This is a genomic window from Methylocella tundrae, from assembly GCF_901905185.1.
GTDB classification, from domain to species: Bacteria; Pseudomonadota; Alphaproteobacteria; order Rhizobiales; family Beijerinckiaceae; genus Methylocapsa; species Methylocapsa tundrae.
Genome location: NZ_CABFMQ020000057.1, coordinates 72,520 through 89,063 on the forward strand (window position 1 = coordinate 72,520; position 16,544 = coordinate 89,063).

A 16,544-nucleotide genomic window follows, 5' to 3' on the forward strand; every position below is an offset into this window, starting at 1 on the left:
AGATCGCCTTGAGCCTCAAAGCCGTTGCAGCGTCGCCTGGTCCAATTCCCCTGCAAAATATTTCTGCAGCGCGTCCCTGAATATCTGACTGTCGTCCGCCGTCCGGGCGAACAAAGTCATCGAGGAATGAAATTTCATGTCGTCAGGCGATCCGAAAATCTGATTGATTGAACGCCCAATCGCCCGATTGACCAGATGCGTGCAGCGCCGCAGCCTTGGCCCCAGAACCGGATGACGGACATAGGCCTCGGCCTCCGCGCGGCCTGAAATCGCATAGCGTTGCGCCATGGGACTATGCCCGAGACCCGCGATCTGCGGGAAGATGAACCACATCCAGTGGGTTTTCTTGCGGCCTTCCTCCAGTTCGGAGCAAACGTCCTCGAATACGGAATTTTGAGCCTCGACGAAGCGTTGCAGATCGTATTTATCGCTTGTTTCCATGGCGGTCGCGCCTCTTTCTGGAAACCGAAGGTTTCCGTTTGCAATCCGGGAGCGTCAGGAACCAGGCTGCGCCACGGAAAGCTAAGCCCCTTTTCGCGCGCCGCAAGCGATCCGCGCGACGCGGCATTGGCTGGCGCGTCATTCGATGATTGACATAAGCGTCGCCCCTTGCGACGTAGCAGCGCCATGAGCGCTTCTGATCCGGTCGCCCGGCGGCGAACCTTCGCCATCATCTCCCACCCCGACGCGGGCAAAACCACGCTGACCGAAAAGCTGCTGCTGTTCGGCGGCGCGATCCAGCTCGCCGGCGAAGTGCGCGCCAAAGCCAACCGGCGCCAGACCCGCTCCGACTGGATGGGCATCGAGCGCGAACGCGGGATCTCGGTCGTCACATCGGTGATGACCTTCGAATATGGCGACTGCGTCTATAATCTGCTCGACACGCCAGGCCATGAGGACTTTTCCGAGGACACCTATCGCACCCTCACCGCCGTCGATTCGGCGATCATGGTGATCGACGCCGCCAAGGGCATCGAGGCGCGCACGCGAAAGCTGTTCGAGGTCTGCCGCCTGCGCGACATTCCGATCCTGACTTTCATCAACAAGATGGATCGCGAAACGCGCGATCCCTTCGATCTTTTGGATGAGATCGAAAAAACGCTCGCCCTCGACGTCGCGCCGATCACTTGGCCGCTTGGCAGCGGGCGCAGTTTTGCCGGCACCTATGATCTCGAGCATAATGTCGTGCGCCGACTCGACCGCGACGCCGAAGCCGTGCCCGTCGCCGGACCCGATGATCCCTTCATCAAGGGACTTTTGGGCGAGGCCGAGTTCGAGGCGGCGAAAGAACAGATCGAACTCGCCCGCGCGGGCCTCAAAGCCTTCGATCAAAAGGCCTTTCTGGAGGGCCATCTGACGCCGGTTTTCTTCGGCAGCGCGCTGCGCAATTTCGGCGTGCGCGACTTGATCGACGCGCTGGCGAAATTCGCCCCGCCCCCGCATGGGCTGGAGGCGGCCTCGCGCAATGTCGATGCGCGAGAAGACAAGATGACGGGCTTCGTGTTCAAGATTCAGGCGAATATGGACCCGAACCACCGCGACCGCATCGCCTTTATGCGCGTCTGCTCGGGCAAATTGCGGCGCGGCATGAAGGCGAAGCTCGTGCGCACGGGGAAAAACATCGCGCTCAATGCGCCGCAATTCTTCTTCGCGCAGGATCGGCAATTGGCGGAAGAAGCTTACGCGGGCGATGTCGTCGGCATTCCGAACCACGGCACGCTGCGCATCGGCGACACGCTGACCGAGGGCGAGGATCTTGTCTTTCGCGGCGTGCCGAGCTTTGCCCCGGAAATCCTCCGCCGCGTCAAGATCAGCGACGCCATGAAGGCGAAAAAACTGCGCGAGGCGCTGGGCCAAATGGCCGAGGAAGGCGTCGTGCAGCTCTTCTTGCCGAACGACGGGTCGGGCGCCATCGTCGGCGTCGTCGGCGCCTTGCAGCTCGACGTGCTCGCCGAACGGCTCGAAGCCGAATATGGGTTAGGGGTCAGTTTCGAGCAGAGCCGTTTTGAATCCTGCCGCTGGATCACGGCCGCTCCGGCCGAACTCGACCAATTTATTCGCGCGCACCCCTCCTCCATGGCGGTCGATCTCGACGGCGCCCCGGTCTTCATGGGGGCGTCAGCCTGGGACCTGAAATATGAGCAGGACAAATGGCCGGATGTGACCTTTTCCGACATCAAGGATTATCAGAAGGCCGCGTGACGTCGCCGATCCCACAGCTTTTCCCTCGCGCGTTCATGGTTTGTTTGCGACAATACAGAACACCGGATCACTCCTGTCCCGGCGGAGGATCCGAAAAAGGAAAAGGATGATCCTCTCTACGAAGAACGATGAGCCAGCGCTTGCGAATGTGCTGGACTAAGTGAGCATATTGACGCCTCCGCGCTCAGCCGGGTTTTTTGCTCTCGACGCATTGGCGCCCTCGCTCGTGACGAGCCCATGCCGCAGAGCAAGGCTTACGCCGATGTCTGTCTCGACGCTGTCAGCGTCGCAAGTGGTCTCCGCATAGCTGTACACGATATGCTGCTTATCGACGTCGAATACATACGCCGCAGTCGCCGCATATCGAGACCGGAAGGTATTGCGGTCTTTTATATGCAATATCGCCGGATGAAGGTCCGTGTAAGTAGCGCTGCCGACTATCCTGTCATCTCTTAGAAATTCCACCCTGAACATTTTGCCCTCCGCCCGGCCGCTGTTCGCTTTGCTGAGTTTTTTGCGGCCGGCCAGAACAACGATTAACGATCGGTAATGTTCCCGCGGGTTTCGGCCTTCGCGTCTGATGCTGTGAGAGAATTTTAGGGCGCCCCTGGAGCGCTTTCCGATCGAATGGAGTACGCCCCGCCCCCGGTTCTTCGCCATTCTCTGGGATTGAGGGCGGATCCCGCGCGCCGCGGCATTGCAGGCCAGTTATGGCCCCATCATGAAAGCGCTGCGTGACAGCCGGACAATGGCATTCCCCTTGGCGACGTCATTGGGCCTCGGCTGGGAGCCGCCCCTCACCGCATCGCGAACAATTCTTGATGGAAACGCTGCGTCACCGGGAACCCATGCGCGGCAAAGTCCCGCCGCAGCGCCTCGCCGAAGCTTGATGGACCACAGAACCAGATGCTGGCCTTGGGCCAGTCGGGCACCAACGCGCGGATGCGCTCGCCGCTTAAGCGACCGTGACGGGCGTCAAGCAGAACATGCAGGCGAACGTGCGAGGCCCGCGCATCGGCGCTCAACTTGCTCATGGCTTCCTCGTCATAGTCGGCGGTCGTATGAAACAGCTCAATTTCCTGCGATCGAGACCCACTCAAGCTAGCGTCCGGCCCTAGCGCAATATGTTTCATGCGCGCGATAAAGGGGGTAATCCCGATGCCGCCGCCGATCCAAATCTGGCGCGAGCAGCCGTCGTCGAAGGTGAAACAGCCGTATGGCCCCTCAATTTTCATCACCTGCCCCACGCGCAGCATCGCGCGGAGGCGGCGGGTATGGTCGCCAAGTTCCTTGGTGATGAAGGTGATCCGCGGGTTGTCTTCATTCCAGCTCGAGGCGATGGTGTAGGGGTGCGCGCCTTCGGAGGCGTCCGAGGTGGCAAAGGCAAACTGGCCGGGCTTGTGACCAGGCCAGCCACGCGGCACATCGATCTGCGTCTCGAGAGCCCGCACGCCGGCATAATACTGAATTGAGGCGATCCTGCCTTCAACCTGCCGATGAGCGCCTACTCGCCGCAGCAGGACAATGACAGCCGCTAACGCGCCGTAGGCCAGCAGGAGCGCCATGATCAAGCCGACAGGCGAGGTCCAGTAGCTGAACTTCATCAGCGCCACGGCGTGAAACGCCAACGCCACATACGCCACCGCCAGCAACCGGTGCGTCTTGTAAAACAGCCGGTAGGGAAAGTATTGAACAAGCGCCAGCACGATCAGCAGCGCCGCAGCGTAGAATGCCCATTCGCCCAAGTCCCCCGCGGGACCGCGCAGAGTCGTGAAAAATTCCGGAGCATGGCTCCCCGGATTAACTCTCGGTCCATGCGCAGGCCGCACAAGCCAGCCAAATCCAACAGCCCATTTGGGACCCTTCACCCACAGCCAGTGGATCACGGCCATGACAAGGCCAGCGATGCCGAACCACTTATGCAGGCGATACATTTTATCGAGCCCACCCAGCCAAGACTCCGGCCAACGCGGTCGCAGCGCCAAAATCATGGCGACGCACATGCAGGCTATAGCGATGACGCCGCTATACTGCACCATGCTCGCACGAAGCGCGAAGAAATTGGCCGGCCAGAACACCAGGGGTTCCGCGACAAGCCATAAGACGGTCAGCAGGATCAGCGCGCCCCAAAAAGTTCGCTTTATGTTCAGCATAGCGGCCTTCGTCTAGATTCGAACGGATGGCTGGGGATTTCGCCATCTCATCAGAACATACGCATGCGTTCTGAGTTACGCATTGAGGGGCGTCAAGGACGAGCAGGGCGCTTGGCGCCGCTTTTGGAGACGCGGCCATTGATCCCTCGTTCTGTGGCCAGCATAGTCTGCGCTTTCGCCAGGTCGCCGAGGCGTCCCTGTTCACGCAATGTCGTACTCGCCTCGGTTAGCCAACCGACGCCGACGGGCAATGACAACGAGCGGGATCCGTGTTTCCATTAAACCATAAAGCCCGACTTGAAATCTAATCGGTGATTCCGCACTTTCGCATCAAACGTTTCTGAAGAGATCGCGCGAATTCAAAAATTCAGCACTGTGATTCGAAATCCTCTAGGCGAAGATGGGTAGAGGCTTGAGCTGAATCAATACCAGCCGAACCAGTCTACGGTGATGCTCGGCACGATGAAGGAGAAGATCATGTCCCACCACCTCGATTCGCCGCTTGCGCGCCAGGACATCCGGCTTGACATTACCGATCTCTACGTGTTCCGGGGCGAGATCGGCACCGTCTTCGTGATCAATGTCTGCCACTCGATCGCCGGCCCCGTACCGGTCCCAGGTTATCACCCCGAGGGCATGTACGAGTTCAAGATCGATAGCGACGGCGATGCGGTCGAGGATGTGACCTATCGCATTACATTTGACGCGCGCGACGAGCGCGGCAATCAAGCATATGTCCTTCGCTGCCTCAGGGGGCAGACGCCACCGATCCCGATGCGGCTGGCACGGTCGTCGTGCGCGGAACGACGAAGGAGATGGTCACGACCTCAGAGGGGTTACGCATCTGGGCCGGCCAGGCCGGCGATCCCTTCTGGATCGAACCCGAGGTACTTCACGCCGTTGGACATGCGCTCCAGGACGGGACCCCGGTCAATCTTGCCGGATGGGATCCGAACCAGGCCAGGAATCTTTTCGCCGGCCATACGGTCTACTCCATTGTGCTGGAGGTGCCAGACGCCGCCCTGCTCGCCGACGCGCCCGGCCGCCGCCGCATCGGCGTCTGGGCCGTGGCCACGCTCGCCACCGACGCGGGCGGATGGCGTCCGATCAATCGGGTGGGCCTTCCAATGATCCACCCGCTCTTCACCCAATACAACGAGGTGCTGGGCAACCGGCTCAATGCCGGTTGCCCAGCCGACGACTTCGCGACCTTTGGCGAAATTGTCACCAAAGCGATCGCCGCCATGGTGGCCGCCACCGGCACCGCCGAGAATCCGAACGCCTATGCCGAAATGGTCGTCCACCGTCTTTTCCCGAACATTCTTCCGTATGTCATCGGAACGTCAGCAGTATTCGGCTTCGCTGATTGGAATGGGCGGTCGCTCACGGACAACGCGCCGGATGTCATGTTTTCGATCGCGGCGAATACGCCTATCCGGCTCGGCATCGGCAAAGAATCGGTCACATCCAAACCATCGTCGACCTTCCCATACGTTCCAAAGGTCGGTTGAGTGGCTTCCCCCACGCGATCATTGGTCTCGGACCGTCTGTCATCGGATCAGTCATTTGACCGAAGCGAGCCCGCCGCCTTCTGAGCTACAAACAAATCAACGCGGGTCTGCGCCAATACCTCGAACGGGCAACACCCTAGACGGCTTTGACGCGGCGGCTTGCCACCGCCGCGTCGCTGACCGACGCATTGCTTGCCAACGCGTGTTCCTATCATAGATAGGTGTTCTTCATTGAACTGAAGCCCTCCGAGACAAGTATTTCAATGCACGATCCCGAGCTGGTTGTTTGGCCGGCGCGAGACGCACAGCGAGGGCGATGTCTCTGTCGAGGAACAGCGCCGGAGCTCTGGTGAGGAATTGCCGAACGGGAACAGCTCGCGGGTGTTTGAGCCATCGCTGGATTTGATTGCCGAAGTGGCAAGCCGGCAACGATTGCGCTTGCGACTCGGCCAGCTGGTCGAGACCGCCTTCCCGTGGAAGGAAACGGAAAAGGCAGGAATCTAAAAAAGGACGCGCGGTGCGCATGTGCGCGACCGCCTTGGAAATTTTCACGCGCGCGGCCGCCGGTGAGGAAAATGGCGAAGTGGGCTTGGTCGCCGAATATCTTGCCTTCTTCCTCGACGGGCCGTTCAACGCTCCGCGCAAGCACGTCGGCGCTGCGACGCCTTACGCATAGCCCCCGTCTATAGACGTGTCGATGTGGGGAAAGCCTTCCCCTGTGGCCGAGCCTTGCGTCTCGGCCGACCCCTTCTACGGGGAGACCCCGTAACGCCCCCAAGAGTGAGAGCGCGGACCGGCTTCGCCGTGACGGGTTGAGGGTTGGAGGAGAGGCCTCCGGCGCCCGTCATGGAGACTAGCCATGACCCATGTGGAAATTCTGGACACCGGTCGCGACCGCGCTGGCGGCTACAAGGTGGATGTGAGCCGCGGCGAGCGGATCGGCCGCGTATCGTCGGAATGGTTCTCGAGGCCGGCGGACGAGCGTTACTTGTCCCTGTCGGACCTCTACGCCGCCGTCCGTGGCCGGACCGAGCGTAGCCGCACCCGAACCGTCGAGCGCGCGGCGATCCGGGTGGAGGCGAGCCGCGACGATGCAGAGCGCTTGGCGCTGATGCTTCCCGGCACGGATGCGCCAATCGTGCCGACCCATTGGAGCTTCGGTCAGCTCGCCGGCCTGGTCGGAGCGCCGGCGGCCTATCTACGGCAGCTTCCGGCTCCGCTCGCCGGCATCAACCTGCAATACGGCTTGACGTCCCATCGCACCGAGCAGGTGAAGACGCTCGAGATCGAAGATGGTCGCGTCGAGCTGCGCGCCGTCACCGGGCCCGACTACGGCCGCATCTTCGACCACGAGCTGGTCGCGGCCGTGCAGCGGATCGCGGGCAACGGCACGGGCGACACACGCTGGAAGGTCCCGGGCGTGCTCGACTGGTCAACCGGCATCTACAACCCGCGCATTGACATCACGCTGGACACAACAACGCTCTATGCCTCCGATCGCGACGTCTTCCTCTTCCTGGTCGACGATCTCAATCCGATCGAGGCGGGGCGGTTGCCCGACGGCTCGCCCGACCTCTATTTCCGTGGCTTCTATTGCTGGAATTCCGAGGTGAGTGCGAAGACGCTCGGCATGGCGAGCTTCTATCTCCGCGCCGTCTGCCAGAATCGTAATCTTTGGGGCGTCGAGGATTTTGAGGAGATCACCATCCGCCACTCGAAATACGCCGCCTCACGCTTCGCGCATGAGGCTGCGCCGGCGCTCACCCGCTTCGCCAATTCCTCGCCGATGCCCTTCGTCAATGGCATCAAGGCGGCCCGAGAGAAGATCGTGGCCCGCACCGACGATGACCGCAGCGAGTTTCTACGCAAGCGCGGCTTCTCGAAGACCGAGACGGCGAAGATCATCGAGACTGTCTTGATCGAGGAAGGGCGCAAACCTGAGAGCGTGTTCGACTTCGTTCAGGGCATCACCGCCGTTGCGCGCGACAAGACCCACCAGGACGCTCGGCTCGACTTGGAGGCGCGGGCCAAGAAGTTGTTCGATCGGGCAGCCTGACGCCCGGAGAGCCGGAGATGCGGAAAAGCGTGTCTCCGGCTTCGTGCCTTTCCGTCTTTCCTGATCGTCGGTTTCGCGGCGCGGCCCTCAGAGGAAGAGGGCGGCGCTGCGCTTCGTGACGGATAAGGGCTGAGAGAGGCTTTCGGCCGTCCGTCACGGAGTATCATCCCATGGCGACTGCCGTTCAGAAGATTACCCTCTCGCCCTCGCGCGACATCCCCTTTAACAAGCTCTTGCTCTCCCAGTCGAACGTCCGGCGCGTGAAGGCCGATGTCTCGGTTGAGGAGTTGGCCGACGACATCGCCCGCCGCGGCCTACTTCAGGGCCTGAGTGTGCGCGCGGTCGTTGATCAGGCCGGCGTCGAGACCGGCATGTTCGAAATCCCGGCAGGCGGCCGGCGCTACCGGGCGCTGGAGCTGCTCGTGAAGCAGAAGCGTCTCGCCAAGACCGCGCCGGTGCCGTGCATCGTCCGCGAAAGCGGCATCGCCGAGGAGGACTCGCTCGCCGAGAACGTCCAGCGCGCGCCGTTGCACCCTCTCGACCAGTTCCGGGCGTTCCTCGCGTTGCGCGAGAAGGGACAGTCCGAAGAGGAAATCGCCGCCGCGTTCTTCGTCTCGGTCAACGTGGTGAAGCAGCGCTTGAAGCTGGCGTCGGTCTCGCCGGCGCTACTCGACGTCTACGCCGAGGACGGCATGACACTCGACCAGCTCATGGCCTTCACCGTCTCAGGTGACCATGAGCGCCAGGAGCAGGCCTTCGAGCGGCTGAAGGCCTCCTACGACAAGCAGCCCTACGCCATCCGTCGCATGTTGACCGAGGGCGCCGTCCGCGCATCCGACAAGCGGGTGCAGTTCGTCGGCGTGGACGCCTATGTGGCGGCGGGCGGCACGGTGTTGCGCGACCTGTTCCAGGGCGATGACGGCGGCTGGCTGCAGGATGTCGTGCTCGTCGACCAGATGGTGGCCGACAAGCTGAAGGCGGAGTCGGAGGCAATCGCCGGCGAGCGCTGGAGGTGGATCGAGGTCGCGCCCGACTTCGCCTATGGCCATGCCTTTGGCCTCCGCTAGCTTCGCGGCGAGCCCACGCCGCTCTCGGCAAAGGAGGAAACGACCCGCGACGCCTTCCAGGCGGAGTTCGATCGCCTCTCCGAGGAGCACGCGGACGCCGACGAACTGGCCGACGATGTCGACGAGCGCCTGTCGGAGCTGGAAACGGCGTTGGAGGGGTTCGAGACCCGGCCTGTCGTGTTCGACCCTGCCGAGATCGCCCGTGCCGGCGCCTTCGTCAGCATCGGCGCCGACGGACATTTTCGTGTCGAACGCGGCTACGTCCGCCCTGAGGACGAACTGCCGATCGAGCCGGAGCTCGTTTCGGCTGAGGACGGAGAGGCGGACCGCGCGATGGCGGCAAGCTTCGAGGGTGACGAAGCCATCGTGGCGGCCGCGCCCGAGGCCGAACCAGAGGAGGACGAGGGCCTGTCGCCCATCTCCGATCGGCTGATGACCGAGCTGACCTCGCATCGCACGCTCGGCCTCCGTCACGCGCTCGGCGAGCGGCCGGATGTCGCTTTCCTCGCCGCCCTGCACGTCCTCACGCTGAAGACGTTCTACCACTACGGCTCGGATAGCTGCCTCGAACTCGATTTGAAGAGCGCCAGCTTCGGTACGCAGGCGCCGGGGCTGAACGACAGCGCATCGGCCGAAGCGATCCGCGTGCGTCACGAAAGCTGGGCGAAGGCGCTTCCCAAAGAGTCGACCGACCTCTGGGACGCGCTGCAGGAGTGGGACGGCGACAGCCAGGCGGGCCTGTTCGCCCACATCGTCAGCCTCTCGGTCAACGCGGTGTACGAGCCCTGGAACCGGCGCCCGCGGGCGTTCGCCCATGCCGATCGCCTCGCGCAGGCGGTTGACCTCGACATTGCGGCCGCCGGGTGGAAGGCGACCGTGGATAACTTCCTCGGCCGAGTGACGAAGGCCCGCATCCTGCAGGCGGTGGCCCAGGCGAAAGGCCAGCGTGCCGCCGATCGGATTGAGCATCTGAAGAAGGGCGACATGGCCGCTGAGGCGGAAACGCTGCTGGCCGACACCGGCTGGCTGCCCGAGCCGCTGCGCACGCCGGGGCACGCCGCCGACGGCGATCAGGCGCCGGAATCTGCGGTCGAGGAAACTCCAGAGCAGTTCAGCGAAAAACTGCCGGAGGACGAAGATGAGCAGGTCGCCCAGAATGACGATACCGACGAACCGATGATCGCGGCCGAGTAGCTGCCGACTGCAACGAGGCCCGCCGGAGACGGCGGGCCTTTTCTTTTCGAGGACCATCATGAGCAATACCGCACATGATCTGGCGCAGCGCCTTGCCCGCCAGGCCGAGGCCGTGTGCCGCAACTATCTCTCGGCAGGCCGTCGCGAGGGCGGCTATTGGCTCGTGGGCGACGTCCGCAACACGCCGGGCCGCTCGATGTTCGTGCGTCTAAAGGAGTCGCCGAAAGGGCCTGCCGGCAAATGGACCGACGCCGCGACCGGCGAACATGGCGATCTGCTCGATGTGATCCGAGAGAGCTGTGGCTTGATCGACTTCAAGGACGTCGCCGATGAGGCGCGTTCGTTCCCGAGCCTGCCGCATCCGGAGCCGGATCGTCCCCGATTGCGAACGCCCAGCGCTCCAACCGGATCGCCAGAGGCGGCACGGCGACTATTCGCCACGTCGCAGCCGATCGACCGCACTCTCGTAGAAACGTATCTCCGCAATCGCGGCATTACGACTTTGCACGGAACCGGAAGCCTGCGTTTCCACCCGCGCTGTTACTATCGGCCGGACGAGCACAGCCCGACCGAGACCTGGCCAGCGATAATAGCCGCCGTCACCGATCTCGCGGGTCATCTGACCGGCGTGCATCGCACCTGGCTCGATCCAGGCGGCTTCACCGAGGCGATGCTCGGCAAGGCGCCGATCGACACGCCGAGACGGGCGATGGGCGACCTTCTCGGTCATGCCGTTCGGTTTGGCGTGGCGGGCGAGGTCATGGCGGCCGGGCGAAGGCGTCGAGACGATGCTGTCGCTCAGATGCGTCTTGCCGACCCTGCCGATGGTCGCAGCCCTCTCGGCGGCGCATCTCTCCGCCATCCTGTTCCCGGACACGCTGCGGCGACTCTACATCGCCCGCGACGATGATCCGGCCGGCGACGGCGCAATGGCGACGTTGATCGACCGAGCGCAGGAGGATGGGATCGAAGCGATCGTGATCTCGCCACGACTTGGCGACTTCAACGAAGATCTCCGCCTGCTTGGGACCGACGCGCTTCGGGCCGCGAGCCGGGTGCAGATCGCGGCGCAGGACGTCGCCCGCTTCATGGAGCTGGCGGCATAGCCGGAATGGAATGGGGCGGCGTGGCATCGTCGCCACCACGAGCCCGGCGGTCATTCTTCCCTCAGCGTCGGAGAGGACCACGCCCACGGCCTTCTGAGAGGGCGATCGGGCAGCAAGCGGCCCGGACCGACAATGGCTACGGCCAACGATTTTCCGGCGCGGCCCAGAGGGCCGCTTTCCATCGCGAAGCAAAATCGCCGGCCTTCGCCATCCTCCGCCGAGGCTTCGGCCCTCCGCTGCGCTGCGGGTGCAGGTCCGGCCCGCCCGCCGCCTCCGTCGCCATGAAGGCCGCGATGGGCGCGGCCGATCCGACGAGGAAAGCCGCGATGACCACCGACCATGACGACGACTTCGAGCCGCACCACAGCTCATCCCCGACCGATCAGGTCCTCCACGAACTCCAGCTCTATGGCTACCGCCCCTTCAACGACGAGCCCGATCCCAGGCCGCTTCCAGAAGCGAACATCCTCGCGGGCAGCATCTCCGACATCTTAGACGCCCTCGTCGTGGCGCTTGCTGACACTCGCCTCGAACCCGACCTCGAGGACCTGCTCTGGTCGACGGTGAACGTCTTCCATCGGGCCATCGAACGGATCGAGCGCGAACTCGACGACAATGAGCTGGCGCAGCAGTGCTCGCAACGGGAACAGGACGGCAGCGAGGTCAAATCCGTCGAGCTGGAACGACTGACGGCGGAAGGCCAGACGCTCATCGAACGCCGCAACGCCTTCGAGCTGATGCGCGACCAGGCCGCCGACCAGTTCGAACACCACACCCATTCAGCCTGGCGGCCGCGCAACGGGTCGAAGGTCAACCATCGCAACCTGACCTCGGCGCTGATCGACAGCCGCGATTTCCTGGCGGCGAAGAAGCGCGCCGACAACCAGGTGCTCTTGCCCGCGGGGCCGAAGGTGGCATTGACCGGCGGCCTCGACTTCAACGATCACCGGCTGATCTGGGCCAAGCTCGATCAGGTCCACGCCAAGCACCCGGACATGGTGCTGCTGCACGGCGGCTCGCCGAAGGGCGCCGAGTTGATCGCCGCCAAATGGGCCGACAATCGCAAGGTGCCGCAGATCGCGTTCAAGCCCGACTGGACGAAGCACCCCAAAGCGGCGCCGTTCAAGCGCAACGACACATTGCTGGAGACTCTGCCGATCGGCGTCCTGCACTTCCCGGGCACCGGCATCCAGGACAACCTCGCCGACAAGGCGAAGAAGCTCGGCATCCCGGTCTGGAAGTTCGGCGGCGCGTGAGCGCCGCCTCCGCGCGGGTCGGACGATTTGGAACGCTTCAGTTCGCCTCACGCGAAGCGCAGCTGTTTCAACCACGATCGTCCTTGTTTGCCTGAAGCTGCCGCAGGACTCCGATCCGGTCAGTAATCTGCCAGTGACCCGACAATCGGACCCGTGGCGTGACAAAATACAGCGTTGATCCGCTCATCCGAATGGTTTTTCCCGTCGCCGGAAAGCCGGGGATGTCCCCAGCGTGCGTGGCGCTCCACAACCATGTCATAGCTACGGCGTCGCCGTCCGCGCATAGGCGCTCGATTGCGAACTTCTGATCTGGGAACGGAGCCCTCGATATACGAACGCGCTCTTGAAATCCGGCGAGGTCAAGCACGCGGCCGTCCCAGAGATCTCCGGGGTCATGATGGATCGTGTAGCGCGGTGCAAGGAAACGCCCAGCCGCATCCGCGTCGCCGTCGTTCCAAACTTCGCTGATGAACGACCCCAACAGGTCTTTGACCCTCGCAGCTCTCATGCCTTCACCCTTTCCAGGCGGCGCCATCGAAAAATCGCAACACCTCATTGCAGATATCCGATGGCCATTGCGACATGACTGTTGCGAGCCTGTTTCGATCGCCAGCGAATAGCGCCCGAGCGCCGTCTTCAAACGCCGGAAGATCGCCCGCCATGACCGACATGAAGCGATAGGCGGCTTCTACGCGCTCCCGGGACTTTGTGGCCCCGCCGTCCGCCTTACGGGCAGCCTCGACAAGCTTGCGCAGTGTGATTGACGCGCCTCCGGGCTGACGAGCAAGCCAATCCCAGTGACGCGGCAGGAGCGTGACCTCGCGGGCGACCACTCCGAGCTTTGGTCGGCCCCGCCCCAGGGTGGATGGCACTTGGGGCGTGTAGCGAGTCACGATTTCCTGCTCGGTTCCCCGCAAATCGAGATCAGCCACTTTGCCGATTTCGAGGTCAAACACGATCACCGACGCGGCTGGATTCCGAAGTTGCGCCTGCTTGGCAGCCAACGCGACCTGGGCCAAGCCGCCACTGGCGATACGCGCGACGCCCTCAAACGCCACGAAGTGCGGCGGGCTGTTGTCTTCCTCTGAAACCTCAGACCGATTTCGCATAGGACATATTTACCCGGATGAAAATATCTGTCAATATCACCCGGGTAAAAATTGGAGGCAATTTTGGATCGGCAAGAGCGGAAGGCGGCCGTCGCGGCCTACAAGGAGCGGAAGCCTGCTTGGGGCGTCTATGCAATCATCTGTGCGGCGACGGGCGAGGCATGGGTCGGATCAAGTCTGCGCGTGGACACCCAGAAGAACAGGATTTGGTTTGAGCTCGGCCTGGGAAAGAGTCCCCATGCCGCACTTCAGGCCGCATGGAATCAGCATGGCGGGTCTGTGTTCCGGTTCGAGGAGCTTGAACGGCTTCGGGAAGATTTCCCCGAACTCGAACGCGACGACGAGCTCAAGAAGCGTCAGGCCCTCTGGCAATCGCGGCTTCAGGCATCGGCTGTATAATGCGCAGGCAATCCGCCGTCGTTGTTCACGAAGTCGATCCCTTTCGATGACTGCGGGATCTATCTTTGCCGCGCTCGCGCGCCAGAACTCCCGCGCGATTTCCGCTCCCGGCGAAGGCGCCTTTCGGTTACACTTTCGCTCGCGCCGTGGTGGTGGTGGAGGGCGTGACCGTCAGACCTTTATCTCACGGAGTTCGCCGCCATGATCATCTTTGGACCTCTGCTCGTCATCCTCGGCATCGGCTTCTTCTGCTGACTGCTGTTCACCCTTGCTGTCTTCGCGCTGCCATTCTTCGTCGGTCTGACGATCGGCATCTGGGCGTTCCATACCGGGGCCGGGGTGCTCGGTGGAACCGCCGTGGGTCTCGTGGCGGGCGGCGTAACCTTTGGCATTGGCCAGCTCGCACTCGCCTTCGTGCCATGGGCGTGGCTTCGACTCCTGATCATCCTGCTCTATGTCGCGCCCGCGACCGTCGCCGGTTACAGCGCGACGCGCGGAATCGTGCAGATGGCGATGCCTTCGCCAACCTGGCAGACCATCTTCGCCGTCATCGGCGCAATCGCCGTCAGCGTCACGGCATTCGTCCGCTTCACCGGAATGGCCGCGCCAGGGTCACTCGGACAGGGCTTGGCGCAGGGCTGACACCATCGCGTCGACAGGGCGGGGCTGGATCAGGCATTCCGTATGCCCGCCGTCCTCGTCGTCGAACACGGCGTGAGGGCGCTCTCACGTCGATGCTCACCCGATTATCGCAGAGCCCCGGGTGTCGCGGCCTTCGTTGGAGCGCATGGCCGAGGTGGCGAGGTTTCACCGATACGGCCAACAAAGCGCGTGAAGGGAGCGTGCAGCAGGAACATGGTCTCCGAAGCAGGAGATCCGTTGGTGGCCAGGACAGGTCTCGGATCGCGGTCGAACTTGCCGGCCGGTCTCCACGACGACTCGAAAGTCGCCACGTTCCCCTTGATGTCAGCTCCGTCAGACCGAGCGCACCGAACGGCCTCTTCGATGGACTGATCTGGCCGAAGGCCGGCTAGAGCCTCGACCGCCTATGGCGCAACAGCGGCGTCAAAACTTTCTTCCCCTGCCGGCTGCGCCGTCATTCCTCGCGAGACAAGAAAGCCCCTCCTTTGCTGTCGAGCCCCTTCGGGGTGCGCCGTCGGTCGCCTCCGGCCCTTCGATCACCATCGAGGCCGCAATGGTGCGGGCTCGGAAACGGAGATCAAGGAGAACTACCATGGCCACCATCGGCACCTTCAAGAAGACCGGCGCGAACGAATTCACCGGCGAAATCGTCACCCTCTCGATCCAGGCCAAGAACGTCCGGATCGTCCCCGAAGTCACCCGCTCCGGCGAGAACAGCTGCAGCCACCGCGTCTATGTCGGCCGGGTCGAGATCGGCGCCGCCTGGGCCAAGCGCTCCAACGAGGGCCGCGACTATCTGGGCCTCAAGCTCGACGATCCGAGCTTCACCGCCCCGATCTTCGCCAACCTGTTCGACGACGAGGAAGGCGAGGGCTGCAGCCTGATCTGGTCCCGCCCCAACGGGCGGCGCGGCGACTGAAGCTCCCGCAAGGCCCCGACCGGCTGGTCCGGGCGGGGCATCGCCTTATGCTCCAAGAGCGACCGCCAACAGGGCCCCGATCCCTCCCATCGTCTCCCTAGCATGTACGAAAGCCGGATTGGTTAGCGATAGAATTCAGACGGCGGCTTGCCAAAATGCCTGCGGAACATCGCGGTGAACGCACTCTGGCTAGCGTAGCCACAATCGAAGGCAACATCGATAATACGCTCGCCGCTTGCCAGCCGCCGGAGAGCGAATAGAAGCCGCGCCTGCTCGCGCCATTGCGCGAAGGTCATGCCCGTCTCCTTAACAAATAGCCGATGTACGGTCTTGGCCGTCACATTCAGGCGCTCGGCCCACTGCCCAGCGGTCGAGATATCGGAGGGATGCTGGTTGATCGCTGTGCAGATCGCTTTGATCCGAGCATCGCGCGGCACGGGAAGGTGCAGCGGCAACACATCCGATATGCGCACCTCGTCCGCAAGCAAGCGCATGAGGCGATCGTCCCTGCTGTCTTCCAGATAATCGAGTGGAATCCGAACCGCTGCGACGACAAGTTCGCGTAACAGTGGGGAGACCTCAATGACGCAACTTTTCGTCGGTAGGTGCCGGATCATGGTTGCGTCGATGAAGACGGTTCTGATCTTGACCGCGCCCGACATCCTCACGTCGTGCTCCAGTCCAGCCGTCAGCCACAGCGCACGGCTCGGCGGCACGACCCATGACCCTTCCACCGATCGTACGATCATCACACCCTCGATCGCATAGAGGAACTGACCGCGCGGATGCACGTGCCATCCTGTCGAAGCACCGTCCGGATAGTTGATCTCCATCGCGGCCATGGAGCGAGGCGTGTCGTGAAAATCGAGATGTTTCCGGGTTGGATCAGGCTGCATGTCCCATCCTCGACAGCTAAGTTCACTGTAGAGT

General features: G+C 62.9%; 15 protein-coding genes and 3 pseudogenes. 11 read left to right on the top strand and 7 right to left on the bottom strand.

Annotation, left to right across the window (positions count from 1 at the left end; translation table 11 throughout):
• Positions 1–15: 15 nt before the first annotated feature.
• Complete coding sequence (locus tag MPC4_RS05735; protein WP_174511676.1) at positions 16–441, bottom strand: DUF1810 domain-containing protein; 426 nt, start codon at positions 439–441, stop codon at positions 16–18.
• 186 nt (positions 442–627) lie between these two features.
• On the opposite strand from MPC4_RS05735, the gene MPC4_RS05740 reads away from it, so the two are divergent.
• A complete protein-coding gene (locus MPC4_RS05740; RefSeq protein ID WP_174511677.1) occupies positions 628–2,202 on the top strand; it encodes a peptide chain release factor 3 in 1,575 nt (524 codons plus the stop codon).
• A gap of 156 nt (positions 2,203–2,358) precedes the next feature.
• On the opposite strand, the gene MPC4_RS05745 is transcribed toward MPC4_RS05740, so the two are convergent.
• Both MPC4_RS05745 and MPC4_RS05750 read right to left on the bottom strand, forming a co-directional pair.
• Positions 2,359–2,676: a hypothetical protein gene (locus MPC4_RS05745; protein WP_174511678.1), complete on the bottom strand. Its 318-nt coding sequence runs from the start codon at positions 2,674–2,676 to the stop codon at positions 2,359–2,361.
• A gap of 323 nt (positions 2,677–2,999) precedes the next feature.
• On the bottom strand, positions 3,000–4,355 hold the full coding sequence (locus tag MPC4_RS05750; RefSeq protein WP_174511679.1) for a ferredoxin reductase family protein: 1,356 nt from the start codon (positions 4,353–4,355) through the stop codon (positions 3,000–3,002).
• A 477-nt stretch (positions 4,356–4,832) separates the two neighbouring features.
• Here MPC4_RS05750 and MPC4_RS21710 point away from each other — a divergent pair.
• The 7 genes and pseudogenes from MPC4_RS21710 to MPC4_RS05780 form a co-directional block, all read left to right on the top strand.
• Positions 4,833–5,024: pseudogene (locus MPC4_RS21710) on the top strand (hypothetical protein); the annotation flags it as partial.
• Between the two features lie 146 nt (positions 5,025–5,170).
• Entirely contained in the window at positions 5,171–5,866 is a 696-nt protein-coding gene (locus tag MPC4_RS05755; protein WP_210253600.1) for a DUF4331 family protein, read from the top strand.
• Positions 5,867–6,389: 523 nt separating this feature from the next.
• Entirely contained in the window at positions 6,390–6,542 is a 153-nt protein-coding gene (locus tag MPC4_RS05760; protein WP_174511680.1) for a hypothetical protein, read from the top strand.
• Between the two features lie 183 nt (positions 6,543–6,725).
• Positions 6,726–7,922, top strand: a complete 1,197-nt coding sequence (locus MPC4_RS05765) for a DUF932 domain-containing protein (RefSeq protein WP_174511681.1) — start codon at positions 6,726–6,728, stop codon at positions 7,920–7,922.
• A 170-nt stretch (positions 7,923–8,092) separates the two neighbouring features.
• Positions 8,093–10,183: pseudogene (locus MPC4_RS05770) on the top strand (ParB/RepB/Spo0J family partition protein).
• A gap of 58 nt (positions 10,184–10,241) precedes the next feature.
• Positions 10,242–11,289, top strand: a pseudogene (locus MPC4_RS05775) (DUF7146 domain-containing protein).
• Positions 11,290–11,615: 326 nt separating this feature from the next.
• Positions 11,616–12,545 carry a DUF2493 domain-containing protein gene (locus MPC4_RS05780; protein WP_174511682.1) on the top strand — a complete coding sequence of 310 codons (930 nt, stop codon included), beginning with the start codon at positions 11,616–11,618 and terminating at the stop codon, positions 12,543–12,545.
• Positions 12,546–12,612: 67 nt separating this feature from the next.
• On the opposite strand, the gene MPC4_RS05785 is transcribed toward MPC4_RS05780, so the two are convergent.
• Both MPC4_RS05785 and MPC4_RS05790 read right to left on the bottom strand, forming a co-directional pair.
• Positions 12,613–13,080 carry an ester cyclase gene (locus MPC4_RS05785; protein WP_244628867.1) on the bottom strand — a complete coding sequence of 156 codons (468 nt, stop codon included), beginning with the start codon at positions 13,078–13,080 and terminating at the stop codon, positions 12,613–12,615.
• Positions 13,058–13,654 carry a DUF2239 family protein gene (locus MPC4_RS05790; RefSeq protein WP_174511683.1) on the bottom strand — a complete coding sequence of 199 codons (597 nt, stop codon included), beginning with the start codon at positions 13,652–13,654 and terminating at the stop codon, positions 13,058–13,060. Before MPC4_RS05790 ends, MPC4_RS05785 begins: the two co-directional genes overlap by 23 nt.
• Before the next feature lie 63 nt (positions 13,655–13,717).
• Here MPC4_RS05790 and MPC4_RS05795 point away from each other — a divergent pair, with 63 nt between their 5' ends.
• A complete protein-coding gene (locus MPC4_RS05795) occupies positions 13,718–14,053 on the top strand; it encodes a GIY-YIG nuclease family protein (RefSeq protein WP_174511684.1) in 336 nt (111 codons plus the stop codon).
• A gap of 171 nt (positions 14,054–14,224) precedes the next feature.
• Here MPC4_RS05795 and MPC4_RS21125 read toward each other — a convergent pair whose 3' ends face one another.
• Positions 14,225–14,380, bottom strand: coding sequence for a hypothetical protein (locus MPC4_RS21125; RefSeq protein ID WP_244628868.1), 156 nt, complete (start codon positions 14,378–14,380; stop codon positions 14,225–14,227).
• Here MPC4_RS21125 and MPC4_RS05800 point away from each other — a divergent pair.
• Complete coding sequence (locus MPC4_RS05800; protein WP_244628870.1) at positions 14,309–14,695, top strand: hypothetical protein; 387 nt, start codon at positions 14,309–14,311, stop codon at positions 14,693–14,695. The genes MPC4_RS21125 and MPC4_RS05800 overlap by 72 nt on opposite strands.
• A 592-nt stretch (positions 14,696–15,287) precedes the next feature.
• On the top strand, positions 15,288–15,614 hold the full coding sequence (locus MPC4_RS05805) for a DUF736 domain-containing protein (protein ID WP_174511685.1): 327 nt from the start codon (positions 15,288–15,290) through the stop codon (positions 15,612–15,614).
• Between the two features lie 122 nt (positions 15,615–15,736).
• Here MPC4_RS05805 and MPC4_RS05810 read toward each other — a convergent pair whose 3' ends face one another.
• Positions 15,737–16,510, bottom strand: coding sequence for an AraC family transcriptional regulator (locus tag MPC4_RS05810; RefSeq protein ID WP_174511686.1), 774 nt, complete (start codon positions 16,508–16,510; stop codon positions 15,737–15,739).
• Positions 16,511–16,544: the final 34 nt, after the last annotated feature.